At 58.4% G+C, this 20,847-nt stretch carries 38 protein-coding genes; 15 read left to right on the forward strand and 23 right to left on the reverse strand.

Going from position 1 to position 20,847, the window contains the following annotated elements; all coding sequences use genetic code 11:
* Positions 1-49: 49 nt before the first annotated feature.
* Positions 50-313: a hypothetical protein gene (locus SynRS9902_RS06540; protein ID WP_186510420.1), complete on the reverse strand. Its 264-nt coding sequence runs from the start codon at positions 311-313 to the stop codon at positions 50-52.
* A gap of 180 nt (positions 314-493) precedes the next feature.
* Positions 494-742: a DUF1651 domain-containing protein gene (locus tag SynRS9902_RS06545; RefSeq protein WP_114989376.1), complete on the reverse strand. Its 249-nt coding sequence runs from the start codon at positions 740-742 to the stop codon at positions 494-496.
* Between the two features lie 402 nt (positions 743-1,144).
* Between SynRS9902_RS06545 and SynRS9902_RS06550 the strand changes: the two genes are divergently transcribed.
* Positions 1,145-1,429: a 2Fe-2S iron-sulfur cluster-binding protein gene (locus SynRS9902_RS06550; protein WP_186510421.1), complete on the forward strand. Its 285-nt coding sequence runs from the start codon at positions 1,145-1,147 to the stop codon at positions 1,427-1,429.
* On the opposite strand, the gene nth is transcribed toward SynRS9902_RS06550, so the two are convergent.
* The gene (gene nth / locus SynRS9902_RS06555; RefSeq protein ID WP_186510422.1) at positions 1,430-2,083 is read right to left on the reverse strand and encodes an endonuclease III; all 654 of its coding nucleotides are present in this window, start codon (positions 2,081-2,083) and stop codon (positions 1,430-1,432) included. It lies immediately after the preceding gene.
* Positions 2,084-2,271: 188 nt separating this feature from the next.
* Here nth and SynRS9902_RS06560 point away from each other — a divergent pair, with 188 nt between their 5' ends.
* Both SynRS9902_RS06560 and SynRS9902_RS06565 read left to right on the forward strand, forming a co-directional pair.
* Positions 2,272-3,150, forward strand: coding sequence for a metal ABC transporter substrate-binding protein (locus SynRS9902_RS06560; RefSeq protein WP_255446269.1), 879 nt, complete (start codon positions 2,272-2,274; stop codon positions 3,148-3,150).
* Positions 3,150-3,905 (forward strand): metal ABC transporter ATP-binding protein, encoded by a 756-nt coding sequence (locus SynRS9902_RS06565; protein WP_114989297.1) that lies wholly within the window; start codon positions 3,150-3,152, stop codon positions 3,903-3,905. Before SynRS9902_RS06560 ends, SynRS9902_RS06565 begins: the two co-directional genes overlap by 1 nt.
* Here SynRS9902_RS06565 and SynRS9902_RS06570 read toward each other — a convergent pair whose 3' ends face one another.
* Positions 3,906-5,270, reverse strand: a complete 1,365-nt coding sequence (locus SynRS9902_RS06570) for a 1-acyl-sn-glycerol-3-phosphate acyltransferase (RefSeq protein WP_186510423.1) — start codon at positions 5,268-5,270, stop codon at positions 3,906-3,908.
* Between the two features lie 32 nt (positions 5,271-5,302).
* Between SynRS9902_RS06570 and SynRS9902_RS06575 the strand changes: the two genes are divergently transcribed.
* Positions 5,303-6,127, forward strand: a complete 825-nt coding sequence (locus SynRS9902_RS06575; RefSeq protein ID WP_011364450.1) for a metal ABC transporter permease — start codon at positions 5,303-5,305, stop codon at positions 6,125-6,127.
* 24 nt (positions 6,128-6,151) lie between these two features.
* Here SynRS9902_RS06575 and SynRS9902_RS06580 read toward each other — a convergent pair whose 3' ends face one another.
* The 5 genes from SynRS9902_RS06580 to SynRS9902_RS06600 are packed head-to-tail and all read right to left on the reverse strand — an operon-like array spanning position 6,152 to position 8,268.
* On the reverse strand, positions 6,152-6,307 hold the full coding sequence (locus SynRS9902_RS06580; RefSeq protein WP_222929482.1) for a hypothetical protein: 156 nt from the start codon (positions 6,305-6,307) through the stop codon (positions 6,152-6,154).
* 13 nt (positions 6,308-6,320) lie between these two features.
* Positions 6,321-6,521, reverse strand: a complete 201-nt coding sequence (locus SynRS9902_RS06585) for a hypothetical protein (protein ID WP_006851769.1) — start codon at positions 6,519-6,521, stop codon at positions 6,321-6,323.
* A 55-nt stretch (positions 6,522-6,576) separates the two neighbouring features.
* The gene (locus tag SynRS9902_RS06590) at positions 6,577-7,365 is read right to left on the reverse strand and encodes an ABC transporter ATP-binding protein (protein WP_186510424.1); all 789 of its coding nucleotides are present in this window, start codon (positions 7,363-7,365) and stop codon (positions 6,577-6,579) included.
* Positions 7,355-7,786: an NUDIX hydrolase gene (locus SynRS9902_RS06595; protein ID WP_186493301.1), complete on the reverse strand. Its 432-nt coding sequence runs from the start codon at positions 7,784-7,786 to the stop codon at positions 7,355-7,357. Before SynRS9902_RS06595 ends, SynRS9902_RS06590 begins: the two co-directional genes overlap by 11 nt.
* Entirely contained in the window at positions 7,783-8,268 is a 486-nt protein-coding gene (locus SynRS9902_RS06600; protein ID WP_255446246.1) for a hypothetical protein, read from the reverse strand. Before SynRS9902_RS06600 ends, SynRS9902_RS06595 begins: the two co-directional genes overlap by 4 nt.
* 50 nt (positions 8,269-8,318) lie before the next feature.
* Between SynRS9902_RS06600 and SynRS9902_RS06605 the strand changes: the two genes are divergently transcribed.
* Positions 8,319-8,510, forward strand: coding sequence for a hypothetical protein (locus SynRS9902_RS06605; protein ID WP_186510426.1), 192 nt, complete (start codon positions 8,319-8,321; stop codon positions 8,508-8,510).
* Here the strand turns inward: SynRS9902_RS06605 and SynRS9902_RS06610 are convergent.
* A complete protein-coding gene (locus SynRS9902_RS06610) occupies positions 8,494-8,679 on the reverse strand; it encodes a hypothetical protein (RefSeq protein ID WP_114989374.1) in 186 nt (61 codons plus the stop codon). The genes SynRS9902_RS06605 and SynRS9902_RS06610 overlap by 17 nt on opposite strands.
* 146 nt (positions 8,680-8,825) lie before the next feature.
* Between SynRS9902_RS06610 and SynRS9902_RS06615 the strand changes: the two genes are divergently transcribed.
* From SynRS9902_RS06615 to SynRS9902_RS06640, 6 genes are all read left to right on the forward strand, one after another.
* A complete protein-coding gene (locus tag SynRS9902_RS06615; protein ID WP_186510427.1) occupies positions 8,826-9,239 on the forward strand; it encodes a hypothetical protein in 414 nt (137 codons plus the stop codon).
* Complete coding sequence (locus tag SynRS9902_RS06620) at positions 9,236-9,457, forward strand: chlorophyll a/b-binding protein (RefSeq protein WP_115009146.1); 222 nt, start codon at positions 9,236-9,238, stop codon at positions 9,455-9,457. The genes SynRS9902_RS06615 and SynRS9902_RS06620 overlap by 4 nt, the downstream gene beginning before the upstream one ends.
* Positions 9,458-9,460: 3 nt before the next feature.
* Positions 9,461-10,117, forward strand: a complete 657-nt coding sequence (locus SynRS9902_RS06625) for a methyltransferase domain-containing protein (RefSeq protein ID WP_186510428.1) — start codon at positions 9,461-9,463, stop codon at positions 10,115-10,117.
* Between the two features lie 78 nt (positions 10,118-10,195).
* Positions 10,196-10,378 (forward strand): hypothetical protein, encoded by a 183-nt coding sequence (locus SynRS9902_RS06630; RefSeq protein WP_255446247.1) that lies wholly within the window; start codon positions 10,196-10,198, stop codon positions 10,376-10,378.
* On the forward strand, positions 10,360-11,082 hold the full coding sequence (locus tag SynRS9902_RS06635) for an esterase (RefSeq protein ID WP_186510429.1): 723 nt from the start codon (positions 10,360-10,362) through the stop codon (positions 11,080-11,082). The genes SynRS9902_RS06630 and SynRS9902_RS06635 overlap by 19 nt, the downstream gene beginning before the upstream one ends.
* An 18-nt stretch (positions 11,083-11,100) precedes the next feature.
* A complete protein-coding gene (locus tag SynRS9902_RS06640; RefSeq protein WP_186510430.1) occupies positions 11,101-11,445 on the forward strand; it encodes a molecular chaperone DnaJ in 345 nt (114 codons plus the stop codon).
* Positions 11,446-11,461: 16 nt separating this feature from the next.
* Here SynRS9902_RS06640 and SynRS9902_RS06645 read toward each other — a convergent pair whose 3' ends face one another.
* Positions 11,462-11,584 (reverse strand): hypothetical protein, encoded by a 123-nt coding sequence (locus SynRS9902_RS06645; RefSeq protein WP_255446248.1) that lies wholly within the window; start codon positions 11,582-11,584, stop codon positions 11,462-11,464.
* On the reverse strand, positions 11,581-11,775 hold the full coding sequence (locus SynRS9902_RS06650; RefSeq protein ID WP_186510431.1) for a hypothetical protein: 195 nt from the start codon (positions 11,773-11,775) through the stop codon (positions 11,581-11,583). The genes SynRS9902_RS06645 and SynRS9902_RS06650 overlap by 4 nt, the downstream gene beginning before the upstream one ends.
* Positions 11,776-12,195: 420 nt before the next feature.
* On the opposite strand from SynRS9902_RS06650, the gene SynRS9902_RS06655 reads away from it, so the two are divergent.
* The gene (locus tag SynRS9902_RS06655) at positions 12,196-12,345 is read left to right on the forward strand and encodes a hypothetical protein (protein ID WP_186510432.1); all 150 of its coding nucleotides are present in this window, start codon (positions 12,196-12,198) and stop codon (positions 12,343-12,345) included.
* Positions 12,346-12,882: 537 nt separating this feature from the next.
* On the opposite strand, the gene SynRS9902_RS06660 is transcribed toward SynRS9902_RS06655, so the two are convergent.
* The 7 genes from SynRS9902_RS06660 to SynRS9902_RS06695 form a co-directional block, all read right to left on the reverse strand.
* Complete coding sequence (locus tag SynRS9902_RS06660) at positions 12,883-13,104, reverse strand: hypothetical protein (RefSeq protein WP_186510433.1); 222 nt, start codon at positions 13,102-13,104, stop codon at positions 12,883-12,885.
* A 195-nt stretch (positions 13,105-13,299) separates the two neighbouring features.
* A complete protein-coding gene (locus SynRS9902_RS06665; RefSeq protein WP_186510434.1) occupies positions 13,300-13,896 on the reverse strand; it encodes a hypothetical protein in 597 nt (198 codons plus the stop codon).
* 165 nt (positions 13,897-14,061) lie between these two features.
* On the reverse strand, positions 14,062-14,379 hold the full coding sequence (locus SynRS9902_RS06670; protein ID WP_186510435.1) for a hypothetical protein: 318 nt from the start codon (positions 14,377-14,379) through the stop codon (positions 14,062-14,064).
* Positions 14,380-14,465: 86 nt separating this feature from the next.
* Positions 14,466-15,065, reverse strand: coding sequence for a hypothetical protein (locus SynRS9902_RS06675; RefSeq protein WP_186510436.1), 600 nt, complete (start codon positions 15,063-15,065; stop codon positions 14,466-14,468).
* Between the two features lie 70 nt (positions 15,066-15,135).
* On the reverse strand, positions 15,136-15,396 hold the full coding sequence (locus tag SynRS9902_RS06680) for a DUF3104 domain-containing protein (protein ID WP_186510437.1): 261 nt from the start codon (positions 15,394-15,396) through the stop codon (positions 15,136-15,138).
* 56 nt (positions 15,397-15,452) lie between these two features.
* Positions 15,453-15,611 (reverse strand): hypothetical protein, encoded by a 159-nt coding sequence (locus tag SynRS9902_RS06685; RefSeq protein ID WP_255446249.1) that lies wholly within the window; start codon positions 15,609-15,611, stop codon positions 15,453-15,455.
* A 1,169-nt stretch (positions 15,612-16,780) separates the two neighbouring features.
* Positions 16,781-17,065 carry a DUF1651 domain-containing protein gene (locus tag SynRS9902_RS06695; protein ID WP_370586338.1) on the reverse strand — a complete coding sequence of 95 codons (285 nt, stop codon included), beginning with the start codon at positions 17,063-17,065 and terminating at the stop codon, positions 16,781-16,783.
* Positions 17,066-17,286: 221 nt separating this feature from the next.
* Here SynRS9902_RS06695 and SynRS9902_RS06700 point away from each other — a divergent pair, with 221 nt between their 5' ends.
* A complete protein-coding gene (locus SynRS9902_RS06700) occupies positions 17,287-17,436 on the forward strand; it encodes a hypothetical protein (protein ID WP_186510440.1) in 150 nt (49 codons plus the stop codon).
* A gap of 158 nt (positions 17,437-17,594) precedes the next feature.
* Here the strand turns inward: SynRS9902_RS06700 and SynRS9902_RS06705 are convergent, their stop codons facing one another.
* Positions 17,595-18,587 carry a cadherin-like domain-containing protein gene (locus SynRS9902_RS06705; protein WP_370586339.1) on the reverse strand — a complete coding sequence of 331 codons (993 nt, stop codon included), beginning with the start codon at positions 18,585-18,587 and terminating at the stop codon, positions 17,595-17,597.
* On the opposite strand from SynRS9902_RS06705, the gene SynRS9902_RS13650 reads away from it, so the two are divergent.
* Positions 18,538-18,762, forward strand: a complete 225-nt coding sequence (locus SynRS9902_RS13650) for a hypothetical protein (protein WP_255446250.1) — start codon at positions 18,538-18,540, stop codon at positions 18,760-18,762. The genes SynRS9902_RS06705 and SynRS9902_RS13650 overlap by 50 nt on opposite strands.
* A gap of 600 nt (positions 18,763-19,362) precedes the next feature.
* On the opposite strand, the gene SynRS9902_RS06715 is transcribed toward SynRS9902_RS13650, so the two are convergent.
* The 3 genes from SynRS9902_RS06715 to SynRS9902_RS06725 are packed head-to-tail and all read right to left on the reverse strand — an operon-like array spanning position 19,363 to position 20,529.
* A complete protein-coding gene (locus SynRS9902_RS06715) occupies positions 19,363-19,908 on the reverse strand; it encodes a DUF1543 domain-containing protein (protein WP_186510442.1) in 546 nt (181 codons plus the stop codon).
* Entirely contained in the window at positions 19,905-20,288 is a 384-nt protein-coding gene (locus SynRS9902_RS06720; RefSeq protein ID WP_255446251.1) for a hypothetical protein, read from the reverse strand. The genes SynRS9902_RS06715 and SynRS9902_RS06720 overlap by 4 nt, the downstream gene beginning before the upstream one ends.
* A gap of 40 nt (positions 20,289-20,328) precedes the next feature.
* On the reverse strand, positions 20,329-20,529 hold the full coding sequence (locus tag SynRS9902_RS06725) for a hypothetical protein (protein ID WP_244273128.1): 201 nt from the start codon (positions 20,527-20,529) through the stop codon (positions 20,329-20,331).
* A gap of 158 nt (positions 20,530-20,687) precedes the next feature.
* Between SynRS9902_RS06725 and SynRS9902_RS06730 the strand changes: the two genes are divergently transcribed.
* Positions 20,688-20,846 carry a hypothetical protein gene (locus tag SynRS9902_RS06730; RefSeq protein WP_186497711.1) on the forward strand — a complete coding sequence of 53 codons (159 nt, stop codon included), beginning with the start codon at positions 20,688-20,690 and terminating at the stop codon, positions 20,844-20,846.
* Position 20,847 lies beyond the last annotated feature (1 nt).

Here is a 20,847-nt window from a genome sequence, read left to right on the forward strand (position 1 = left end):
GAGAGGCAAGTGGTCCCAGGCGTGTTCGGGTCAACCAGTGCTACCAGGTTCAGACCTTGTTTCCTTCGTCGTCCCAGTACTCGATCCTGTTCACTTCAAGGCTGTCCTGTTTGAGCTTGGCGGCGATGCCCTTGGCCCTCGCCCTCAGGTACAACTCATCGGTGACCAGGCTTTGGTAAACGATCTCCTCCAGCGTTTCTATTGGCGCTTCCGAGACGATCTGTTTCACGTCGTCCTTGCTCAGCTTCACGTCAGTTCGAATGCTTACGGTCTGCTCGAAGTTGAACTCGATTTCGTTGATGACCGATTCCATGGGCTCCCTGGCAGACAAAAAGAAACCCCCGCCAAAGGCAGGGGTTCCAAAACGGCTCCCAGGAGTGTGTCCTTGTTTCCACCCTGTGAGGCGTTTTTCCTCACAGATCCAACATGCCAATCCGATGCGTTTGCTGGGATTGCTGATGGACAGCCTCGCGGTTGGCCCCAGCGACCTGTCTCAAAGTTCAACCGCGTCGCCCCAGGCCGGAGATGCAAGGCGTTTCCAGCCCTGGGTCTGCAAGGACGCCCAGAGTTGTTCTGCTTCGGCCTTTCGCAGGTGTCGGCGTTCCTTCAGCAGGGGAGGGCCGTCAGGCAGGCGCCGGCCTCTGTCGATGAAGACCTTTGGCTCATGGATCCATCCCTTCTGATCGCGATGGAATCGCCAGATCCAGCGGTCGTCGCTGTCAATCAGCCAGCCCTCTCCCATGATCACGCTGCAAGTACATCTGTACTAGCAATGGTGGGTTTGGCTGGTCAAGTGGTCTTCTGGATCAGGTCCAGGCCAAAAAAAAGGAGCAGGCCCCTCAGCCCGCCCCCTCCGTGACGCATGGAAAGCACCACTGCTTTCGTGATGCACTGTCCAGGACGATGGCGCTTTGGCGGGTATCGATTCGCACGTTTTTAGGCATTACTGCTTAGTAAGAACTGTTCTCATCCGCGTAATGATTCCGGAGGCGCGAGCATCACTGCCAACGCTTCGGGGAGTTGAACGAGCGCAGGTTCCCTCGCCTGCGCCTCCCCCAAACATTTATGGGAGCAGGGTGCGGATCCAGTTGCTTTGGCGCCGATGGGCTGATCCAGCTACCAACCCTTCAGGATCTTCCGCGTCATGGCCTCTTTCAAGATCAGCATCGAGGGTGGTGCCAGCTTTTCGTGCCCTGATGACACGTACATCCTCGATGCAGCCGAGGAGGCCGGCGTGGATCTGCCCTATTCCTGCCGGGCCGGCGCCTGTTCCACCTGCGCCGGCCGATTGGTGAGAGGTTCGGTGGATCAGACCGATCAGAGCTTTCTCGATGATGATCAGATCGGCCAGGGGTTTGCCCTCCTTTGTGTGAGCTACCCCACCGCTGATTGCGTGATCAAGGCCAACGCTGAAGAGCTGCTGTCTTGATCAGGGCTTGCGGGTGATCACAGGACGGCGCCGTTTCGGATATAGCTCACGGCACATGGGGCAGACGGTTCCGTCGCAGCCCCGTGATGTGCAGAACTCACGGCCCCAGAAGATGATCTGCAGGTGCAGCCGGTTCCAGTGCTCCTTGGGGAAGAGGCGCTTGAGGTCCTGTTCCGTGCGCGCCACACTGCTGCCGTCGCTCAACCCCCAGCGCTGGGCCAGCCGGTGGATGTGGGTGTCGACGGGGAAGGCGGGCACGCCGAAGGCCTGGGCCATTACCACGCTGGCTGTCTTGTGCCCCACGCCCGGTAGTCCCTCGAGTTCCTCAAAGCTCTGGGGAACGTCGCCGTCGTAGGCCGTCACCAGAATCTGGGCAAGGCGGCGCACGTTTCTGGCCTTGGTTTTGGCCAGCCCGAGCTGCCGGATGAACGCCAGGATCTGCTCCTCCTCGAGTTCTGCCATGGCGGCGGGTGTTGGCCCAGCGGCAAACAGCGCCGGCGTCACCTCATTCACCTTCTTGTCGGTGCATTGGGCACTCAGCAGAACAGCGATCAGCAGGGTGAACGGATCACTGTGATCCAGGGGGATCGGTGTTTCCGGGTACTGCTCGTGGAGGCGCTGCAGAATCACCTCCACCCGCTCAGACCTGCGCACGGGTGTTCAGTGGTTGAGGTGATCTTGGCGCTTCGGTGATTGCATCGCTTCGTTGCAGCGTTTCCCTGCCGTTGCCGCAGTTGTTTTAGGACCGGCAGGTGCAATCCTTGATCAGGCCAGATTTGTCTTCATTGCACCTGTTGAACTGGAACCGTTCGGCAGCAGTGCTGCTGGTTGTGGTGGCCGTGATGCTGGCCTCCTGCCGCAGCCGAGATCAGGACGTCAGCGCGGATTCACGCCCCCAGGTGCTCACCACCTTCACGGTTTTGGCCGATCTGGCCCGCAACGTGGCGGGTGATCGGTTGCAGGTGGCTTCGATCGTCAAGCCCGGTGCCGAGATCCACGGATACCAACCCACCCCCAGTGACATCGAGCGCGCCAGCAAGGCGGATCTGATTGTTGAGAACGGGTTGGGGCTGGAGTTGTGGGCCCGGCGTTTCACGGCTGCAGCGGGGGATGTGCCCACCATCACCCTTTCGGAAGGGATGAAGCCTCTGCTGATCACAGAGGACGCCTATTCCGGCAAGCCCAATCCCCATGCCTGGATGTCCCCCCAGCGCACGATGGGCTACGTGGACCATCTGGAGCGGGCCTTCAGCCAACTCGATCCAGCCGGGGCGGAGGACTTTGCCGCTAACGCGTCGGCCTACAAAGCCAAGCTCCAGGCCCTCGATCAGGAGCTGCGCAAGTCGATTGCCGCGCTGCCGGCCCAGCAACGGCTGCTGGTGAGTTGCGAGGGAGCCTTCTCCTATCTGGCAGCGGATTACGAACTCGAGGAGGCCTATCTCTGGCCGGTGAATGCCGAAAGCGAGATCACACCCAAACGCATGGCACGGTTGATCGACACGGTGCGAGAGCGCGAGGTGCCAGCTGTTTTCTGTGAAAGCACCGTGAGCGATAAAGCCCAACGGGAGGTGGCAGCGGCGGCAGGGGCGCAATTCGGTGGAACCTTTTACGTGGATTCCCTCTCGCCTCCGGACGGGCCTGCCCCCACCCTGTTGGAATTGCAGCGGCACAATGTGGGTCTGATCCGCAAGGGCCTGGACCCGTCCGAGAGCAACCGCTGATGCGCATTCAGGCCGACCAGCTCTGTGTGGACTACAACGGCACCGTTGCCCTGTACGACGCCAGCCTGCACCTGCCAGCCGGTTGCATCTGCGGTTTGGTGGGCATGAATGGTGCCGGTAAATCGACGTTCTTCAAGGCTCTCACTGGGTTTGTTCGCCCTTCGCGCGGCAGAATCCGGATCAACGGCAGCAGCGTTGCCGAAGCGCAGCGTCATCAAGCGGTGGCCTATGTGCCCCAGAGCGAAGGGGTGGATGCCCAGTTCCCTGTGTCGGTGTGGGATGTGGTGATGATGGGCCGCTACGGCGCGATGAATGCGTTGCGGATTCCCCGCAGCTCCGATCGTGTGGCTGTGCGGGACGCCTTGACGCGGGTTGATCTGCTGGAGCTGGCCGATCGTCCCCTTGGGACCCTCTCCGGTGGTCAGCGCAAGCGCACGTTCCTGGCCCGAGCCATCGCCCAGCGCGCTGATGTGCTGCTGCTGGATGAGCCCTTCAATGGGGTTGATGTGCGCACGGAGCAGCTGATGGCGCAGCTGTTTCTTCAGTTCCGCGACGAGGGCCGCACGATCCTGATCTCCACCCACGACCTGGGTCACGTTCGTGATTTTTGCGATCTGGTGGTTTTGATCAACAAGACCGTGCTCGCCTACGGGGAAACCTCAGAGGTGTTCACCCCAGAGAACCTCGCCATGACATTCGGTGGCGTGCCGCCCGATCTGCTGACGGGCAACAGCTCCCCGGAGGAGACGTTCTAATCAGAGCTTTTCCGCGTCCGTAGTAGTTGCCCGAGAGACGTCGGGCATCAGGGCAACGAGAGCCTGCTCCAGGTCTTGCATGAACACCTGCATCGCCTCGCGACGGTTGCTGCGGTACTGATTCAGGCGAGGCCGCACGGGCAAGGCTCGTCCGAGCTGCACCTCAACCCGTTGTGGGCCGAGGCTGGGCTGACCCTTCCAGGGCTTGTCTTTGATCCAGCCGATCGCTTCCTCCACCAGCAGCAACATCTCGGCAAAGCGGTCAAAGTCGGGTCGATCACTGATGTAATGACCACTCACGCTGGTGAAATGCTCCACCAGTCGCATGCGGGTGAGTTGGAGGTCGGCTTCCCGTGCCTCCCAGTCCGCCAGGCTCCGCTCTAGTGGCGGAAGATGATCAACACCCTCCCGGTAGATCCGATCCCAGGCGGCCTGCTCGATCCGGCGGCAGCGCTCCTGGAGATTGCCGACGGCACGCAGGCCGAAATGGGTCTCGGCTTTGGCGAGGCCATGCCGGCGGTAGGCATCAATCCGTTCGCTGAAGGTCTGAGCTGGATCGGGCTTCAGCCGTTCGAGCTGCTCAAGGGCTTTGAGCAGATTCGTGCCGATCTGGATCAGCCGGTCGCGGCTGGTGGTCTCGGGATTGTCTTGGCCGGCGTCGGGGGAGGAGATGCCGAGATGGCGTTCGAGGCAAGCCAACCGCGCTTCGAGGGCGATCCAGTTGGGGTGCCTCCAGCTGTAGTGAATGCCGATGGGCAACACCACCAGTGGCCGCTCGTCGTTGGCTTTCTCCAGATCCTCAGCGGCCCAGAACGCCAGCTGGGCCACCCCCGGCTCCAAGGGCGCCATCTCGCCGGAGAGGTTGTTGGTGGCTCCTTCCGGTGCCACCACCAGCGGGTAGCGCCCCTGGGCCAGAGCCCCACGGGCCTGGGCCAGCGCTGGGCGATCCAAGCGGCCGCGGTGGATGGCGATGCCGCCACTGCGTTGCAACAGCCAGCCGATCACCGGGCCAGCCCAGATCGGAATGCCGCGGTCGTAGAGAAAGCGCAGCTGGATGGGTCGTGGCAGCTGCAGCTTGAGCCGCCGTGCTGCTCGGGGAATGCCGTTCCAGAACAGATCCGCCATCACCACTGGATCACGAGTGCTGGGGTGCCGAAAGGCGATCAGCAGATTGCTGCCCCCCGACTGCTGGGCTGCAAAGGCCTTGGCCAGGGCTTCTGCAGCATCACGATGGCTCAGCTCAAGGCCCTGACTGCGGAAGAGCAGCGGAAGCAGGCGGCTCACCACGGCCTGAACCATCCGGCTGGGACGGGTGGGCAGCCGGCGCAGTGCAGGACGAGCGATCTGGGTGGAGGCGCGGGGCATCGAACCGACTGCAGCGCGCCCATACTGATCCGATGGAGCTTTTGCTGGAACCCCTCAGTCACGCCTTCATGGTGAAGGCGTTGATGATCAGTGCCCTGGTTGGGGGTGTTTGCGGGCTGTTGTCCTGCTTCATGACCCTGAAGGGATGGGCGTTGATGGGTGATGCCGTCTCCCATGCGGTCCTCCCTGGCGTGGTGGTTGCCTATGCCCTGGGCCTGCCCTTCTCCCTGGGGGCGTTCGTCTTCGGTGTGGGCTCCGTTGCCGCCATCGGCTTTGTGAAGCAGAAGTCGAGGGTGAAGGAAGACACCGTTATCGGGCTTGTCTTCACCGGTTTCTTCGCTCTGGGGCTCGTGCTCGTCTCCAAGACGCGCAGCAACATTGATCTCACCCACATCCTCTTCGGCAATGTTCTGGGGATCTCAGCGGGGGACGTTCAGCAGACCCTGGTGATTTCGGTGCTGGTGCTGGTGCTGCTGCTGTTGTTTCGGCGGGACCTGATGCTCTTCTGCTTCGATCCCACCCACGCCCGATCGATCGGGATCAACACCGGACTCCTGCACTACATGCTGCTGGGACTCCTGTCCCTCGCCGCCGTTGCTGGTCTGCAGACCGTGGGAATCATCCTGGTGGTGTCGATGCTCGTCACCCCCGGTGCCACGGCCTATCTGCTCACCGATCGGTTCGACCGGATGACGCTGCTGGCCGTCACAAGCAGCGTGCTCTCCAGTGTGCTGGGGGTGTTTATCAGCTACTGGACCGACAGCTCCACCGCCGGTTGCATCGTGCTGGCGCAAACCGCGCAATTCGTGCTCGCCTTCCTGCTCGCCCCTGGGCAGGGGGTGCTGCGGCGTCTCTGATCAGTGGATGAGTGGATCAGTGGATCAGCGCTCGTCCTCGTCCCAGTCGTAGGTGTCGTTGAAGCGCTGAACGCCGGCTTCTCGGAAGTGAAAGTCCTTGGCGGAACGACCCTGATCCGATGCCGTTCGCTTGGAACCGTCCTGGTCCCACGGCTCGCGGTAATCCAGATCCTCCCGCATGCTCTGGAACGGTTCAGGAGGCTTCGCTGTCATCCCACTTGGCTTTGCCATCCAGCAGTTCGATCAGCTCCTGGAGCTTGCCCATGGTGACGCGCACATCGGCACCGTCGGGCAGAACACCATCGGCCACCACGTTGTAGTGGTCACGGCACTGGTTGCGCAGCTCCTGCAGGCGCTTTTTGGTGATGGTCTTTTTCTGTTCTGCCGTTGCCATGGCGGATGCGTCGTCTGGCCCTCATCCCTAGCAGAGCAGGGTGCTGCGTCTGGATCTATCCCGGAAGAACCTGGCGAAAGCCTTGGGCTTCAACCACGTTGAGCGGGGTGTTGAACAGTTCACTCAGCTCGGCGGGCTGCAGCATCTCCCGCGGAGTTCCATCTCCAACGATGCGTCCCTGCGCCAGAAACAGCACCCGTTCCATCTCCGGCACGATCGTGTCGACCCGATGGGTGACCTGCACCACCGTTGTTCCCGCTTGGATCAAGCGCCGCAGGATCGCCAGCAATTGATGGCAGGCCTGGAGGTCGAGGGCGCGGCTCGGTTCATCCAGCACCAGCACTTCGGGTTGGTGAACCAGAGCGCGAGCGATCAACAGGCGGCGTCGCTGGCCGTCCGACAGCTCTCCGCAGCAGCGTTCACGGATGCTGTGGAGGTGCAGTTGATCGAGCAGATCTCGCGCCTGCTCCCACTGCCGCGCAGTGGGCTTCTGATCGCGGCCCAGCCGGGTGGCCCCAAAAAAACTGCTCACCACCACATCTTCAACAGCTGTTTTGGGATGAAGCCGCTGTTCCAGCTCGCTCGACACCACTCCCAGGCGGCTGCGCAGCGCCCAGAGGTTCACCGTCGCGCTGCCAAACAACCGCAAATGAGCGTCAGGGCGAACGATGGGATACAGGCTGCGGTCGATCAGTTTCACCAGGCTGCTTTTGCCTGCGCCATTGGGCCCCAACACGGTTGTGGACTGCCGCAGTTTCAATTGCAGGTTGAGCTCGTGCAGCACCGGGCGATCGCCCTGCCATGCCTGAACGTTGCGGAGATCGAGCCAGGTTTCAGCGGTCATGGCCCTCCTGCAGCAACCGTTCGATCACGATCGAGAGTCGTGGGGCGACGGGACGGAGCTCCTGCTGCCGCTCACTCCAGATCGAGTCACGCACCAGATCACTGAGGGAGACCAACTTCATCTCCTGGCCTTCCTTCAACTGCAGTTGGCTCAAGGGCACGCTGAGCGTTCCGCGGAACACGTGGGCCACCCGGTTGCCGCTGTCATCGCTAAACCATGGTTCCAGCGGAAGGCTGGGTGACCAATCGATCTCCTCCTGCAGCTCGCGGTGCACCGCGTCGCTGGCTGTCTCTCCCGGATCGAGATGGCCGCCGAACAACCCCCAGTGGCCCGGGTAAATGATTGAGTCGATATCGTCTCGCAGCTGGAGCAGCCATCGGCCCTCCCGCTCGAGCATGGCCAGGGCGACGGCGGGTTTCATGACGCCTCTGTTGTCTTGCGTGACCACTGGGCCAGTCCACCGCCCCGACCCCGCGCTGTGAGTGTTCCCTGCTGCTCGTTCAGTTCGATCAGGGCAAAGAAGGGCAAGCGTTGGGGCTCCGGTGAGGGCAGGCTTCGCTGCAGCAGCATCTGATCGAACCAGCTCAGCTCCAACGATGTGAAGCTGAACATCAGCAATGGCCTGGACCCCTTCAGCTGGGCCTGGCCGCTGAACCGCAACCGGAAACCGGCCAGGCAGACCTGATTCACGATCCTCAGGCCCTGGTCGCCGCGGCTCAAGGTCAGGCTGGCCTGCAGCCAACGCAGCAGCATTGCGGTGCCGGGCGCCGGTGCATCCCCGCTGCGCGTCCAGGTCTGCTGCAACATCCAGCAGCCCGGCAGCTGCTCGATCTGAATGCCGCTGCCCTCGCGGCGGCTCTGGTCTTCCTTCGCCAGAAGAGCTGCGGCAGGAGAACCAGGCAAGGCTGAGATCATGGGACTCTGCAACATCCTCATCTTTTCGGAGTCGGCCCATGCAGCGCGACACGCGCCGGACAGCTCCCCTAACGGACCTGCTTATACGGGGACTGCGCATCGGGGCCAGCACCGTTGCCCTGGTTGAACTGCTGCGCAGCGATTGGATCGGAGGGGGGCTCGCCAGCCTGGCCTGGCTGGTGTTCGTTCAGGTGGAGCGTCGCCGGGCGCCGCTCAAGCCTCCGTCCTGAGGATCGAATCGATGCAATTCGGGTGCTGTCGGATGTAGGCGTTGAACTCCATGGCCAGCAGACGGGCCTCAAAGGCATCGGTGGCGTAGAAGCAGGATTCCAGCTTTTCTCCGTTGGATGTCTTGTGGCGGACGGTGTAGGCAGCCCGTCCCTGAGCAATGCTGGCCATGGACTGATGAAGCAGTCGTTTCAAGCTGGCACTCCTGCCTCGTGGAATTCCATAACCATTCATTCATGTTTGCGTTTCAACGCTTCGTAAAGCTGTTTGAAGCGACCGACAGTTCCTTCGACCTTTCTTCCCGCATCCCGCTGCCCATGGCCTCTCCTGCTCTGGCCTTCAACGTTGCTCTGGCCTCACTCCTGTCCCTGAGCGCAGGGCCTGTTCGGGCGGAATGGCAGCCGATGCAGGAGCCGGCGGTCTGGCAATCCCGTCGCGGCGAGCTGCTGCCCGGCAACGGCTGGATCTTCATGGAGGCCCTCGACACCCCCGCCCTCAAGGCAGCTGAATACATCCGGGCCCCCAAGAGCGTGGACGGTTCCGTTGAAGTGGAAGCAGGCCTGCTGATCCAGCGCGCTGGCCAGGACCGGTGGACCCAACGGGTTCTGCCGATGCGTGCCAACTGCGCCAGCGGTCAGCTGGAGCAACGCCAGGCCGATGGTGCCTGGACCGTTTACCACGGTCGCGATGGAACCGTGGTTAAGGTCCGCTGGATCTGCGCATTGCGATGAGTCGGCCTGCTTTTCGTTACGAGGAACCGGAACGCTTCGGCGAGTCGCTCACCACAGCACGCCCCTGGAACCGGTCTGCCCTGACCGATGTTGAGCGGCTCAATGGCCGGGTGGCAATGCTCGGTTTCTTGGCTGCCGTGGTGCTTGAAAAGGCCACCGGCTTGGGAATCGCGGGTCAGCTTGGTGCAGCCCTGCGCTGGTACCTGCAGCTGGGTTGATCGATGACGGTTGTTCCTGTTCTGAAGGACTCCCAACGCTTCAAGTTGGATGCCACCGATGACGCGATTTTCTATAGCGAGCCGCGTTTCGTTCACCACCTGGATGCGGGTTTTCGGGCTCGGCTGACCGCCCTCTACCGCGAGCGCATCCCTCCCTGTGCTCAGGTGCTGGATCTGATGAGCAGTTGGGTGAGCCACCTGCCTGACGACGTCAGTTACGACAACGTCATCGGCCATGGCCTCAATGCTGAGGAGCTGAGTGCCAACCCCCGATTGGACCGGCACTGGGTTCAGAACCTCAACCGCGACCAAACCCTCCCGGTTGAGGATGCCTCGATGGATGCCACCCTGATCGTGGCCGGTTGGCAATACCTGCAACAGCCCGAGCCGATCGCAGCTGAGCTGTGGCGGATCACCCGTCCCCGAGGCCAGGTGATCGTGGCGTTTTCCAATCGAATGTTCTTCACCAAGGCTCCCCAGGTCTGGACCGACGGTGATGACGGTGATCACCTGCGTTATGTCGCTGAGGTGTTGATGGCCCAGGGCTGGCCCCAGCCGGAGATCGTTGCCGAAGACACCCGCGCCGAGGGTGTGATGGGCTTGTTCGGCGGCAAGGGGGATCCTTTCTTCGCCGTTGTGGCCGAGAAACCTCTCCAGTGATTCCTCGGCTTTCCTTTCCCATGAAGGGATGGACGTTGTCCTGAATTGCGGCAGCGTGAGTCGAGAACCAGGATCTCCATGAGCTTCACCCTTCCGGGTCTTCTCCCCTGGCGCTTCAGGATCGTGTTGATCGGACAGCAGGTTGTTTTTGAGGCTTCTTCTGAGGATCAACAGCTGAGTACGGTTCTTGAACCTGGTGGAAGTCGCATTCGGCGTGGTTACGACCTGATCAAGGCTCCGCAATGTGCGTTGATCCGGTGAGCAGCACGTCTCGCCTCACTCAGCCCGTCGTCATCTTCGGTGGTTTTCTGATCACGCAAGAGGCCTACCGGCCCCTGGCTGACTGGATTGATCAGGCCACCGGTGCTGCGGTGCGCATCGTGCCTGCGTCCAAATTGGATTGGCTGGCCACCAGCTGGGGCTTTGGTTGGCGTCGCCTGCTTGATCGCGTTGATGCCGCTGTGCGGGAGCTTCAAAACCAGTCGCCCACCGGTCGCGTCACCTTGATTGGTCACAGTTCCGGCGGGGTGATGTTGCGGCCCTACCTGGCCGATCAGACCTTTCTGGGCCGCCGTTTCAACGGTTCAGCCCGATGCAATCGCCTGATCACGCTCGGCAGTCCCCATCAGGCCCTGCGTGCAACACCGCTGCGGGCTCGCGTGGATCGTGAGTTTCCGGGTTGTCCTGAAGCCGATCGGGTGGACTACGTGGCGGTTGCGGGTCGGCTTGATCCGCTGGGAGCGAATGCATCCAACTTTTCGAGCCGCAGCGCTGCCCGCAGCTATCGCCAGATCATGGGCGACCCGCATCTGCAGGGGGATGGCCTGGTGCCGCTCCCGTCAGCCCTCCTGCGGGATGCCCGTTGGATTGAGCTGGACGATACGGCCCACGGTGGATTGTTCGGTCAAAGCTGGTATGGCTCCACCGATCGCATCGAGCGCTGGTGGTCGCAGCTCGGCGACTGAACCTGGCGATCAGGCATTGTGGCCTGCTTCGGCGATCAGCTTGTGCAGGAATCGAAAGGATTTGGGGGCCAGGCCAGGTCGGCCAAACGCAAAACAAGCAAAAAGCGCAAGCCGGGAACGTCAAACCATCGCCGTGATCAATGCCCGATGGGGCGCGACCCCGGCCTCGAGGCCATTCAGGCCAGGCAGTGCCTTGGCCTGCCGCTCGCTGGACGATTGACCATTGCCCAGGTGAAGCGGGCCCACAAACTTCTGGCTGTTCAACATCACCCCGATAAAGGGGGCGACCCTGAAGTGATGACACGCTTCAACACAGCCCGCGATGTGCTGCTTGAGCCTGAGATGGAGATGCTTGCCGCCTGACGTGCTTTGAAGCGCGTCAGCTGCCGCTGCTGCGACCCAGCACCAGCCAGGTGATCAGGACCAGACCACTCAGGCTGACCACGGTGTAGATCCAATCGGCGTATGGCGTCCAGAACAGTCCCGCAACGGGGGCTGTCATCGGTCCCAGACCAGCAGCAGCACCACAAACAACGCCCCGAAGACGAGGAAGGGCGTGAGCAGCGTCAGCAGAGACTGTGTTTCGATCGTTCCGTTTGCAGCAAGCGGATCATCCGGCGGTCTGTTTTGATCTGTCAAATCTCCGTTATTCACTGAGATTGAGGCCAGAGCTCGCGGCCAATCAACTTTCATCGGGATCGAGCAGTGGGATGAACAACCGTCAGCGTCAAATTCTTGTTGCTTTTTCGGCCTCGATGGGGCTTGGCTTGCTCGGCGGGTTGGCGTTCAACGTCACGTCCCAACTGATCCGGCCCGGCAAGATTGACTTGAGTCCCGCATCGCCGGGAGGGCCTGGCCAATCTCCTGCGTTGCCCGAGCAGAACACAGGCTCATCCGATCCAGGCTGTGTTGTTCCTCCTGGAGGTGGTCCGCCTGTCACGACGAATTTCCAGCCCTGTTGATTGCATCGTGAGGACGGGTTTTATGGCCAGAGTTTCAAAAGAAAAGATAAAAAAGTGCTCTTGCGATACCCAGAATTGTTTCGGCTGTTCGCTCCGATACCGAAATTGAAGGCCAGCTGAGGTGATTGTTTGGTCCTCTTCCAGCCCATGCATGAACAGCGATCAGCGTCTCAGTTATCTGCACTTGATGAACAAAGCTGCTGAATCGGAAGACAGACAGAGCTATTTTTATTACCTCAAGCTTGCTGAACAGACACTCCAACGCCAGGATCCCGAGGTGATCTGGAAGCCTGCAGGTTGATTCAGCGAATCACGTTTCCGGTAGGGCACATCAAGACTGATCTGAGACTCATCTGCTGATCAGGAGTCTGGCCCTTAACATTCAGGTGGGTGCTACCTCGTTGCCTGCATTTAGCACCTACCCAAAACCTGAATTTGACCCGGCAAAACACGGGTTCAACCCCCTGATCACGGCCCTGCCCAGCGTTGTATTGGCCGAATAGCCGCAGATGTTCATAGCGAACACGGCTTTGTTTGATGCCAGCGCTTCTGGCTTAAGCCTGACTTCCCCTCTCCCCCTGGGCTTTGCCCTTATTCCCCTCTGCAACCGCAGAATCTTTGGCTGACAGACGCTATTGCGCCACCGTCAGCTCCAAAATCAAATTGTCTGCACTCAAATTCTTTGTTGAACTATTTGTGTTGTGTCCCAATCACAACTGCGTGCAGGATAATTCTCCATAGCAATCATATAAAAATTCTTCGGAATATTTTTAGATTGCGTTTTTGAATTAGCTCGCTCCCTGACTCATCTTCATTGCAACAAAGGTGGGCGTCCAAATCACCACTGAACCGTGACTCCGCCCTGCTCTTGCTTGGCAATGCTGCTGCGTAACGGTGCAGAAGCCTTGGGCAGGTTCGACCCTGATGCTTCGATCTGCTGCAGACACTTAGCCCGAAATGCCGCGTGCCCATCACAGCTGATGCCGGCGCTGCTCACCAATTGCTGACGAGCCACCAGCCGTTCCCATTGTTGATACTCAAGCTTCGATTCCCTGGTCATCGTTTCAATCTCAATCACTATTTCGATGCTATGGATTAGATGAGTCAAAGTTCATCAGACAATCTTCAGAGAGACTGCACTGTCTGACCTGCTGGAGAATCGAAGAGTTAAAGAGAGTCCCGCTATCGCTGACGTGTTGAGCTTGTATCGAGAAAATTGATCGCCTATGATCTAGTTCATCTGAATTTAATCTTCTTAGAAGACGTCAATTGAGTTGCTGGTCTCTGCAGTTGCTTCGCTGCTTCCAAGGTCAACAATGAACCATAATTTGTTGTCTCTACTTAGAGGACTCTCCCCATTGCCACTGTATTGATCAAAGCTTTGCAGGTCCAGAGCTGAGTATATCTTCTGATTGTCTTCACCAATCTTCTCCTCAAGCCAAGCCAAAGATCGATCATCTGCCTTGCCATTGGATAACTGACTGGCAATCTGTTCGTTTGACGCTAAGAATTGAATTTCGTCTACCAGCTCAAAGTCATAAGACTCTCCTGCTGCTTGTGGCGCCAGTGATCCACCCATAGCGGTCGCGACAGCAGAAGCCCGCACGTAGGACAAGGGCTTGAGAATCATTGAGTAGTTATGGCTTGCAGTTGTGAAGTTATTAATGAGCGAGTCACCAATTTTTCCGACCAGATTCTCATAGCCAATTGCAACGAGAGTCTCGTCGCTTGCACCAACGAGAAGATCATCGGCAGAGATTTTTTTAAGCGCGCGCTTTAGCTTCTTAAATGCTTTAGATTCCTTTGTTTCCTCTATATCAATGGCATTAAGTGTTAATTGATCGGACTTCATCGCCTTTTAGATATTCACTGATGACCAGTCAAAAGCCGAGCTTTCGACTTCCTTAAAGTCCACTTTATCCCACGCAACCTTTTTGTACAGTTTCTTCTTGAAATAGGGGTCCAAACCGTTGATGAAAGACCAATTCAGTGAATCAATATCAAATTCAACATTATCCTATGTTTTTAATTGGGTAAAAATCCTTGCGTAATCGACCTTGGCGGAATCAATATGCTGCTTCTCTTGTTCGCTAAGTGAATGGAAGTCAAATGACTCCCAATCAACTACTTCGTAGGCCTTGGCTTGAAGATGTTCTTTGGCTACTGAAATATCACCCCAGTCGATAAATGAAGTGTCAAAGGAATCATTTGTAGACGCTCCCTTGTAGTTGATTTTGGACCAGTCTAATTTTTCCTTCTCGTCGTCACGCAGTGCTGTTGCCCACCCTTTGCTGACCACCCCAACTTCTTCTGCAATGCGAGTGTCGCGGGGCATTGATCTTTCGCGGGTGCCTTGAGTGTTCCCCGCTCTGTTCAAGCAATAAAAAAACCCGCCTTGCGAGCGGTGTCAGCGCATTCAAATCAGCTACTAGTACCTGCTTGCTGCTGCGACCCACCCATGCCCAGCAGCGTTGCCAGGGCTGCATCATCCAGCTCGATATCGCTGAATGCACCGGCATCGTCCATTTCTTCAAGTGCAATACCGAGTTCTTTTTTATCGAACTTGTAACCCTCTTTCTTGCCTACTTTGATAATGCTCTTCAGTCCTTTTTTGCCATCAATCAATGTTTTGCCATAAAGCTTGGAGACCTTAGTGTCAGACAATTCGTCCTGCAGTGCCGTGATCTGATCCTTGATGTCGTCACCTGTGATGGCATCACCCTTATGAGCTGAAAGCCCCTCAAAGTTCTCAGCATTTAATTCCGGTTTTCCTTTGAAATTGGCGAGCAACCCACTCTTCTTCTTCTTGCCCCAACCCTTCTTCTCACCGTTGGCATTGAAATACAGCTTGCCTTTGCTTTCGTCGTAGACCACATCCGCATCGCTCTTCATGAGCTGCTTCAGTTCCTTCTTGCTGTGAGCAATGGCAAACGTTCCGCCATTGATGTTCTTGACGCTGTAGCTGGCATCAGGGTCAAAGTCTTTGACCTTGGAAACCTTCTTGGCGTTGAACTTAGGCATGGGGTGCAACAGCCGAAAGGTAACTACCGTTTTAGCCCGCTTTTGGCGCCCAGCCCACTTCCTTTTGCGTTCAACAGCGGGGAACGATGTTAGTCACCAGGTCAGCGCAGACCCACCGGACCGCACCCGTGTCGACATCGGCCACCTGAAAGAGGGTTGGCACTTTCGGGTCCCTGGCACCGCCATCGACATAGATCACATCTGCCATCCACCAGTCATCGGAATCGGTGCTGCCGCAGATGACCGTCATCCCTGCCTTGACCGACAGGAACACAGGCGCAAGCTTCCCCTCTTCACGCTGAAGCTGGACAACGGAATGATCGACCGACACACCTTCACCACAAGTACAACTGTACTAGCAGTGGTCTGTCGGGCTTGGTGACGGGCTTAGCGGTCCCAGCGCCGCCGCAGTTGCGGAATCACCACAAAATCCATCACCGCAAAGCTGATCAAGCAAGGCTGGAAGCCCCTCTCCACAACACCGCACACCAGCCGCCGCGGATCCAACACACAGACCCCCAACTGAGCAGCCCAAAAAATTGCCACCTTTACGGCAAACGAAATCAGAGAAAACCGTCTTTCTGCTGCACTGAGGCGAAACACAGCCAGCACTCAGCACGCCGGTCCCACAATCGACCGATTCGCTTCAAAAAGCAATGAGCACGACAGCTGATTGCCGAGTGCTCCACGGCTGCCGAGAGTGTGTGCATCGAGATCGGAGGAGCCCATGACGGCCGACACTCCACCTGAGCAAACAGCAGAAGCAGCCTGACTTTCTGGCCCCTGCTCCAACTTTTCAACCCAAACGTGAGCACTTCGTCTGTGACGACACTGCTGTGCGTCTGATCAGTCGACACTCCTCTGCGCCGTCCGTCTAGGTGCCCTGCAGGAGTCCCGCTTCACATCTGGTCCAAATGGCCCCAGGGTTGCCACAAGCCAGACGCTTCGACCTTTCTCTTTCAGTCCCATTGCCAAGGTGATCCCCAAAGGCAACACGTACTGACTAGGTCGACTGCAATGCATAAACGAGCGAGCTAGGCCGTCTCTCCCATCTGGGAGGGGCGGCCTCCTCTTTTGTTGAAGTGCAGGTGAGCAGTTCCCTAGGACGCTTTGCTGTTGTTGCAGGGGCGTTCACCTCGCTTCAATTTGAGCCACATCGCTTTCTCAAGCGCCGTCAGCTTTGAATCTGTCTCATGCATTGCAGCTTTCGCACGTCGCCTGGCGGCAATGATGAAGCGGTCTGTCTTATCGACTCCGTCGAATCCCATGTCCCTAAAGAGGACGACAGTCGCAACGTAGACATACGAAACGTACGTGCATCGAATGCCAGTGAGCCCTCACTTCAAGTGATGGCCAGAGCTGACTGGGACTCCAATAACTCAACCAAATCTTGGGCGTCGCCAACGATTTCTTTCACGCCGATGCCTGTTCGGTCGTGTCATCGAGCACATCTTGCTGAAGCTGCTGAACCGCGCAGAGTGATTCATGCGCAGGCCTTCCATGAACATCCATCAACTCCTTAACCAGAGCATCAGGGGCCTGAGTGATCGAGGAGCGCATGGCATCGACAACTTTGTCGTCTCTCGCGAGTGCAGACAGCCGTAGAGCCCTAAGTCGTTGCGTGTTCGGCTGTTTCATAACCGCACTCTGGACTACCGCAGGTTTTGCTCCAGTTGCCAACGACTTGTAAGCACTTGGTTGCCCCGTTCACTGCCCTACCGAAGTGGACCGGCGCATCTCCTCCAGCCCATTGACTTGAGTGCATTCCACTTCTCCAGCGCCTCTTGTCGCGTCAGCAGTTGACTCCCCTGAGGGATCGGGTCGTCAGGTGGTCGCCAATGGAAGCTGCGCATGAAGATCGACTCGCCTTGAGAGCCATCCTTGGCGGCGGTGAATTGGTAGTAAAGCTGCTGTGGCTCATTGGCAAGCCATGCGCCAACAGACTTGTAGGAGAGTTTTTCAGTGATGAGTTCGCTCCATATGAGAGAAGCTTGATCGATCGATCAGACGGCTTTTTTCATAGGTGAGCTGGCGGAGCCTTTCGATGTGCTGCTCATGCTCTCCGCTGCTCCAGTGCTGTGGGAAGGCCACTCGGGCTTGAAGTTCCGAGATTTGGTTGTTGAGTTTTCTCGCTGGGTCCTCGGACCAAGGGTCCTGTACACAGTGGACCATCACCGGCCCCTTCTGGTGGGTAAGAAGGGAATCTTCCTCATAACTACTGATGGACCTCTCTGGAGAGTTCGGTTTCCCATCAGGAAGGTGGGCCCATCCCTTTGGTGGCCTTGTGTTGCTGGTGAGTTGGGGGGAACCGGCGTGGCGGGTGGTGCTGTTCTGCGCCGGAGTGGGTGGTTTGACTTTGACCCTGGCCTGAGCCATTCCTCTGCAGAATCACTGCATTGATGGGGAGTGTGGTGGCTGGAGGAGTCAGGCCTAGGCCAGATCAACCCTCTTTAAAGCCAGGAAGACACATATAGCCGCCACGGCAAAAGCCGTGGCGGTCGCCAGCCAAAAAATCGCAAACTTGACGACTTAGGCCAAAAGATCAACACCAGGAAGAAGCAGATCACTGACATTGTCCAAAGGATCGATCAAACGATTTGAACGCCTGGGATCAAACGACAGCGCCTCACGTTGCTGAACGGACAGGGCATCAACGAAATCATCAGCCTTCTTGATCTGCTTATTGCTCAGACCAGCCAATTGGTCGTCGGTCAATGCCTTGACCTGCCGGCGGCTGAAGCCGTCCAAGGTTTTCGGCTTCAGACCAGAGATGGCATCTGCATCGAGGGACTTGATCTTTCCGGGCTTGAAGGCAGAGATTTCAGCGACACTCAACGTTTTCAGCTGTCCACGGGTCAGGCCGGTAACTGCATCCTTGCTGAGCTTGGCCAGCTGAACGGTTTCCAAGCCCTTGAAGGTTTTCTTCGAAAGCTGATTCATCTGCTCAGAGGTGAAGCCCTTCACTGCCTTCGGTGTCAGTTCAGAGACCTGAGACTTCGACAAACCAGCCACAGCATCCGAAGACAACTGCTTGACCTGCTTGGGGTGGAGTGCAGCTACCGCGTCATCGGAGAGTTCAGCAACCTGCTCAGAGGTGAAGCCCTGCATCGCCGAAGGCGACAGATCATTCACCTGATCTGCAGTCAGCTCACTAACAGCGTCGGCGGTGAGGCTAGAAATGTCATCCGCAGCCAAGTCAGAAACATCAGCCGGCAGCTCCGGCTCAATCGTCAGATCAATTTGTTGTCTGGTGGTGCCACCGGCGTCATCGGTCACGGTGACGGTGAAGGCATCGCTGCCGTTGAAATTGGCGGTTGGTGTGTAAGACCAGACGCCGGTTTCAGCATTGATTGATGCGGTTCCGTTAGTTGGAGTATCAGTGGATTCAATGGAGAAGACGGAGCCATCGGTGAGGCCTTCTGGGTCAGTTGCGGAGAGTGTGCCGTTGATTGGATTCCCGTCTTCTTCTCCTGTGCCTGAGGTATTGCCGGTGATCGTGGCTGCGTCATCGACATTGGTGATGGTTCGTGCTGCTGAGCTGAAGGAGGTGGACCCGCCGGCGGCATCAGTCGTGGTGGCGGTGACGCGAACGGCTTGGCCGACCAGGGATTGGGCGGAGGTGTCGAGCTGTTGTTTGGTTTCACCGTTCAGATCAGTCCAGGTAACGCCGTTATCGCTGCTGGACTGCCACTGGTAGGTGGTGGATTGAATGGCGCCATCGGGCTCCTTCTAAAGATTGAACTCAAGTCCGACGTTGACCCGGGTGCCGTGGTGAAAGGGGTGAGCCGGAACCCTCCAGGGAGCTGGGGCTATGACCACACGTCGGCGCACGGGTGCGTACACCGGGACATAAGTGCGGTGATAGGGCCGATACGTGTGCTTGATTGCTTTTCTGAAGCCCTTCCTATAGCCCTTGTTGTAGGCCTTCTGTCGTTTGTGGGAGTGGTGATGGTGGTGATGAGCACTATGGGCTTCCGCGGCAGGACTCAGACCGATGCCAGTGATGACTACCACGAACGCAGCGATGCCAAGACGTTGAACAAGCGACATGGGGCGTAGATGTACTGAGGAAAACGTATTTCGGCTCTGCCTGGTGAACGTGACAGCATCTCGGCCAGATGTGACTGGATGCGTCTTGAGGGCGTGATTCCCTACTCGGTGTATGTGCGTTGTTCGAGCACGAAACGCAGGGCCCACAGTCCGGCGTAGGAGCCCGTCAGCACGAGGAGGATCAAGATCAGCACGACACATCCTCAACGTGGTGGTTTGTTGTAGCTGAGCCGTGTTGGTTTTGTGGTCAGATCTTCCAGTAGCCGTACCAATCAGGATGGGCTGGGTTGTCGTCAACTTGGCCATCCGCGGTCAGTTTCAAGTGCCACTGGCCATTGCCGTGAATCGGCAGCAGATCATCGAGTGCGCTGTCCATTTCGACAGGGTGAAGATCGTCCTTGTGCACTTGCTCCTGTCCCTTCAGCCAACGCTGCCGTGCCCGCGCCTTGGCGGAGGCTGAAGAACGGGCCACGATCACCCCGAAGGCATGCTGTTCTGCCATCGAGGTGGGGTCATAGGCGCCAAGGTTGACGAACCACAGCTGCGGACCGTCATTACTGGATGGATCCTGCGCTCGCTCAACAACCTCAACGCGATAGCCATCGACATGGTCGATGCAGCGGTAGCTGTCGATGTGCAAGCCACGGCGGAGGCCGATCCATTCCTGCCGCAGCGCCGGCAGCGTTGCGTCGATGGTCTCGCCCACGACCCAGCGAACATCGTGCTGCTCCACATGGCACCCCTTGCAACGGCCCCCCAGCACCACCAGGAACAGCTTCCTGGCGCTGCTCATCGCTGGGCCTGTGATGACGTGTCGGCATGGGCGACGACGGCACGGCAGTGGGCGATGAACTCCTCGCCGTTCCTCTCCCCTTTGGCTTCCTTGGTCTGCAGGCTGAGAATCTCAAAGGTTGCGGTCGTGCTGCTGCTCACCGGGGAGACGGTCGGACTGCGGCTTCCATCATGAAGGCGATTGTCCAGCGGCAGTCCGTCGTAGGGATCGGTGCCGTCACAACGCTGAAAGGCTGCATGGATGGCATCGATGGCCTCCCTCACCTGATATGTCGCCCCTCGCTTCCTGGCGCGCTTGGTGATCGTCACCGCCGTGCGGTTCAGCAGCCGCTTGTAGCCGTCGGCGTCGATGTCCAGCCAGCTGGGGGGCGTGACCGACAACGGATTGCGTTCCATGCACCCCTTTGGTGGCTCCAGGTGTTCAGACTTTTTCGAGCCAGGCCAAGAACAACCGGCGGATTTCCTCTTCGTTGGTCACCCGTTCGCTCAGAGATGCCGTGACTGCGCCGGGGTGCTCGCGCTGCACGATTTGCTCAGCCTCGTAGGCATCCGCCGCTTCGACAGGCTTGAAGCCAGCGTCAACGGCCGCTGGAGCGCAATAGAAGACGGGGTAACGGCTCATCGGGTTGCTGCAACCTCCAACCGATAGCAATGATTCTGCGATCGAGGGAATGGCTGTGGGGAGCTTGCACCCACATCTGTTGAGTTCAGGCATCTTTCTTAAGTCCTGAGCCTCAACAGGTGCTGATCCATACCTTTGGTGGTTCTTGCTGAGGAACCGTGGCTTTTGATTCTGGAGATAAAACAGATCGCTTCATTGCCGCAGCCAAAACACGGGCGGAAGCTGCATTGAACGAGCCGGCACCAAAACTGACGGCCTTGGAAAAGGGAATGTTGGAGTCGCTGCGACGGGGTGGAAGGCCCGTGCGTCATGGCTGAG

Source organism: Synechococcus sp. RS9902, assembly GCF_014279635.1.
Lineage (GTDB): Bacteria > Cyanobacteriota > Cyanobacteriia > PCC-6307 > Cyanobiaceae > Parasynechococcus.

Excerpts from the sequence above, each read along its gene's own strand:
- SynRS9902_RS06595 (WP_186493301.1), bottom strand. The coding sequence starts at position 7,786 with ATGAAACCCGCCGTCGCCCTGGCCATGCTCGAGCGGGAGGGCCGATGG.
- SynRS9902_RS06700 (WP_186510440.1), top strand. The coding sequence starts at position 17,287 with ATGGACCTCTCTGGAGAGTTCGGTTTCCCATCAGGAAGGTGGGCCCAT.
- SynRS9902_RS06715 (WP_186510442.1), bottom strand. The coding sequence starts at position 19,908 with ATGAGCAGCGCCAGGAAGCTGTTCCTGGTGGTGCTGGGGGGCCGTTGC.
- SynRS9902_RS06540 (WP_186510420.1), bottom strand. The coding sequence starts at position 313 with ATGGAATCGGTCATCAACGAAATCGAGTTCAACTTCGAGCAGACCGTA.
- SynRS9902_RS06560 (WP_255446269.1), top strand. The coding sequence starts at position 2,272 with ATGCTGGCCTCCTGCCGCAGCCGAGATCAGGACGTCAGCGCGGATTCA.
- SynRS9902_RS06605 (WP_186510426.1), top strand. The coding sequence starts at position 8,319 with ATGCAGCGCGACACGCGCCGGACAGCTCCCCTAACGGACCTGCTTATA.
- SynRS9902_RS06570 (WP_186510423.1), bottom strand. The coding sequence starts at position 5,270 with ATGCCCCGCGCCTCCACCCAGATCGCTCGTCCTGCACTGCGCCGGCTG.
- SynRS9902_RS06610 (WP_114989374.1), bottom strand. The coding sequence starts at position 8,679 with ATGGCCAGCATTGCTCAGGGACGGGCTGCCTACACCGTCCGCCACAAG.
- SynRS9902_RS06725 (WP_244273128.1), bottom strand. The coding sequence starts at position 20,529 with ATGAGCCGTTACCCCGTCTTCTATTGCGCTCCAGCGGCCGTTGACGCT.
- SynRS9902_RS06550 (WP_186510421.1), top strand. The coding sequence starts at position 1,145 with ATGGCCTCTTTCAAGATCAGCATCGAGGGTGGTGCCAGCTTTTCGTGC.
- SynRS9902_RS06645 (WP_255446248.1), bottom strand. The coding sequence starts at position 11,584 with ATGACAGCCCCCGTTGCGGGACTGTTCTGGACGCCATACGCCGATTGG.
- SynRS9902_RS06575 (WP_011364450.1), top strand. The coding sequence starts at position 5,303 with ATGGAGCTTTTGCTGGAACCCCTCAGTCACGCCTTCATGGTGAAGGCG.
- SynRS9902_RS06660 (WP_186510433.1), bottom strand. The coding sequence starts at position 13,104 with ATGACCAGGGAATCGAAGCTTGAGTATCAACAATGGGAACGGCTGGTG.
- SynRS9902_RS06675 (WP_186510436.1), bottom strand. The coding sequence starts at position 15,065 with ATGCCTAAGTTCAACGCCAAGAAGGTTTCCAAGGTCAAAGACTTTGAC.
- SynRS9902_RS06585 (WP_006851769.1), bottom strand. The coding sequence starts at position 6,521 with ATGGCAACGGCAGAACAGAAAAAGACCATCACCAAAAAGCGCCTGCAG.
- SynRS9902_RS06670 (WP_186510435.1), bottom strand. The coding sequence starts at position 14,379 with ATGCCCCGCGACACTCGCATTGCAGAAGAAGTTGGGGTGGTCAGCAAA.
- SynRS9902_RS06655 (WP_186510432.1), top strand. The coding sequence starts at position 12,196 with ATGAACAGCGATCAGCGTCTCAGTTATCTGCACTTGATGAACAAAGCT.
- SynRS9902_RS06565 (WP_114989297.1), top strand. The coding sequence starts at position 3,150 with ATGCGCATTCAGGCCGACCAGCTCTGTGTGGACTACAACGGCACCGTT.
- SynRS9902_RS06545 (WP_114989376.1), bottom strand. The coding sequence starts at position 742 with ATGGGAGAGGGCTGGCTGATTGACAGCGACGACCGCTGGATCTGGCGA.
- SynRS9902_RS06635 (WP_186510429.1), top strand. The coding sequence starts at position 10,360 with ATGTGCGTTGATCCGGTGAGCAGCACGTCTCGCCTCACTCAGCCCGTC.
- SynRS9902_RS06620 (WP_115009146.1), top strand. The coding sequence starts at position 9,236 with ATGAGTCGGCCTGCTTTTCGTTACGAGGAACCGGAACGCTTCGGCGAG.
- SynRS9902_RS06650 (WP_186510431.1), bottom strand. The coding sequence starts at position 11,775 with ATGAAAGTTGATTGGCCGCGAGCTCTGGCCTCAATCTCAGTGAATAAC.
- SynRS9902_RS06630 (WP_255446247.1), top strand. The coding sequence starts at position 10,196 with ATGAGCTTCACCCTTCCGGGTCTTCTCCCCTGGCGCTTCAGGATCGTG.
- SynRS9902_RS06615 (WP_186510427.1), top strand. The coding sequence starts at position 8,826 with ATGGCCTCTCCTGCTCTGGCCTTCAACGTTGCTCTGGCCTCACTCCTG.
- SynRS9902_RS06580 (WP_222929482.1), bottom strand. The coding sequence starts at position 6,307 with ATGCGGGAGGATCTGGATTACCGCGAGCCGTGGGACCAGGACGGTTCC.
- SynRS9902_RS06625 (WP_186510428.1), top strand. The coding sequence starts at position 9,461 with ATGACGGTTGTTCCTGTTCTGAAGGACTCCCAACGCTTCAAGTTGGAT.
- SynRS9902_RS06590 (WP_186510424.1), bottom strand. The coding sequence starts at position 7,365 with ATGACCGCTGAAACCTGGCTCGATCTCCGCAACGTTCAGGCATGGCAG.
- SynRS9902_RS06665 (WP_186510434.1), bottom strand. The coding sequence starts at position 13,896 with ATGAAGTCCGATCAATTAACACTTAATGCCATTGATATAGAGGAAACA.